The sequence below is a fragment of the Micromonospora maritima genome, from assembly GCF_902825405.1.
GTDB classification, from domain to species: domain Bacteria; phylum Actinomycetota; class Actinomycetes; order Mycobacteriales; family Micromonosporaceae; genus Micromonospora; species Micromonospora maritima.
Window position 1 is genome coordinate 1 of record NZ_CADEAU010000679.1, and the last position, 2,416, is coordinate 2,416.

The 2,416-nt window shown below is 75.5% G+C and carries 1 protein-coding gene; it reads right to left on the minus strand.

What is annotated here, in order from left to right; genetic code table 11:
• A partial coding sequence (locus HUW36_RS30955; protein WP_174531322.1) for a type I polyketide synthase occupies window positions 1-2,416 on the minus strand: 2,416 nt, incomplete at both ends.

A 2,416-nucleotide genomic window follows, 5' to 3' on the forward strand; every position in this document is an offset into this window, starting at 1 on the left:
CGGGTGCGCGCCGACACCGGCCAGGCGAGCGCGCCGGCGAGCAGGCCGGGCCGGACGGTGCCCGCACCGTCGAGCGGCCCGGGTCGGTCGGGGTCCGCGTCGGCGGTCGGGTCGTCGGGGAGTTCGAGGACGACGTGCGCGTTGGTGCCGGAGATGCCGAACGAGGAGACGGCGGCCCGGCGCGGCCCGGCGGCGGGCCACGGCCGGTTCTCGGTGACCAGCTCGACCGCGCCGGCCGACCAGTCGATGTGCGGCGAGGGCGCGTCCACGTGCAGGGTGGGCGGGACCACGCCGGCCCGCATGGCGAGGACCATCTTGATCACCCCGGCGACGCCGGCGGCGGCCTGGGTGTGGCCGATGTTCGACTTCACCGAGCCGAGCAGCAGCGGTTCGACGTCGGCGCGGCCCTGCCCGTACGTGGCGATGAGCGCCTGCGCCTCGATCGGGTCGCCGAGCGTGGTGCCGGTGCCGTGCGCCTCCACCACGTCCACGTCGGCCGGGGACAGCCGGGCGGCGGCGAGGGCCGCCCGGATCACGCGCTGCTGGGAGGGTCCGTTGGGGGCGGTGAGCCCGTTGGACGCGCCGTCCTGGTTGACCGCGCTGCCGCGCAGCACCGCGAGGATCGGGTGGCCGTTGCGGCGGGCGTCGGAGAGGCGCTCCACCAGCAGCATGCCGGCTCCCTCCCCCCAGCCGGTGCCGTCGGCGGCGGCCGCGAACGCCTTGCACCGGCCGTCGGGGGCGAGGCCGCGCTGGCGGGAGAACTCGACGAACAGCCCGGGGGTGGCCATCACGGTCACGCCGCCCGCGAGGGCCAGGTCGCACTCGCCGCGTTGCAGCGCCGCCGCCGCGAGGTGCAGCGCGACCAGCGACGACGAACACGCCGTGTCCACCGAGACCGCCGGTCCTTCCAACCCCAACACGTACGCCACCCGCCCCGAGACCACGCTCGCCGCGTTCCCGGTGCTCGCGAACCCTTCGACCTCGTCCGCGGACACCATCAACAGGGCCCCATAGTCCTGGCCGTTCGTGCCGACGAACACCCCTGTTCGTGAACCCCGCAAGCCACCCGGATCAACCCCTGCCCGTTCGATCGCCTCCCACGAGGTCTCCAGCAACAGGCGCTGCTGCGGGTCCATGGCGACGGCCTCGCGGGGCGAGATGCCGAAGAAACCGGCGTCGAAGTCGGCCACGTCGTAGAGGAACGCGCCGGTGCGGACGTAGGAGGTGCCGGCGGAGTAGGGGTCGGGGTCGTAGAGCCCGTCGAGGTCCCAGCCGCGGTCGCCGGGCAGGTCCGAGACCGCGTCGCGGCCGGCGTGCAGCAGCTGCCAGAACCGCTCCGGGTCGGTGACGCCGCCGGGGAACCGGCAGGACATGGCGACGATCGCGACCGGCTCGTCGTCGGCGAGCGGGGCCGGACCGGCGGCCGGACCGGTGTCGGCGACGCCGCCGAGTTCGGTGTGCAGGTGCCGGGCGAGCACGGTGGCGGTCGGGTAGTCGAAGACCAGCGTGACGGGCAACCGCAGGCCGGTGGCGGTGGCGAGCCGGTTGCGCAACTCGACCGCGGTGACCGAGTCGAAGCCGAGGTCGCGGAACGCGTGGTGCGGGTCGACGGCCTCGCCGCCGGCGTACTTGAGGACGGTGGCCGCCTGGTCGCGGACCAGGTCGAGCAGCGCCTCCCGGCGCTGCTCGGGCGCCATCCGGGCGTACGCGCCGGCCGGCGCGGCCTCGGCCGTCTCGTCCGGTTCCCGCTCGGCGGTGAGCTGCCGCACCTCGGGGATCTCGGTGATCAGCGGGGCCGGGCGGGTGGCGGTGAGCGCGACCCGGAACCGGTCCCAGGCGATGTTCGACACGGTCAGGTACGTCTCGTCGTGCGCGAGCGCCTGGTGCAGCGCGGTGATCGCGAGGCGGGGGTGCATCTCGGGTGCGCCGTGCCGGTGCAGCATCCGGCCGAACTCCCCGTCGGCCATCCCGCCGCCGCCCCAGGCGCCCCAGGCGATCGAGGTGGCGAGCAGGCCGAGGCCGCGCCGGTGTTCGGCGAGCGCGTTGAGGTAGGCGTTGCCGGGGGCGTAGTTGCCGACGCCGGAGCTGCCGACGGTGCCGGCCATCGCGGAGAACAGCACGAACGCGTCGAGGTCGTGGTCGCGGGTCAGCTCGTGCAGGTTGACCGCGGCGGTGACCTTGGCGCCGAGCGCGTGGTCGATCCGGTCGAGGGTGAGCGCGCCGATGACCGCGTCGTCGAGCACGGCGGCGGTGTGCACGACGGTGGTGAGCGGGTGCTCGGCGGGCAGTTCGGCGAGCACGGCGGCGAGCGCGTCCCGGTCGGCGGCGTCGCAGGCGGCCACGGTGACCCGGGCGCCCAGCGCGGTCAGCTCGGCCTCCAGCTCGTCGACGCCGTCGCCGTCGCGGCCGCGCCGGC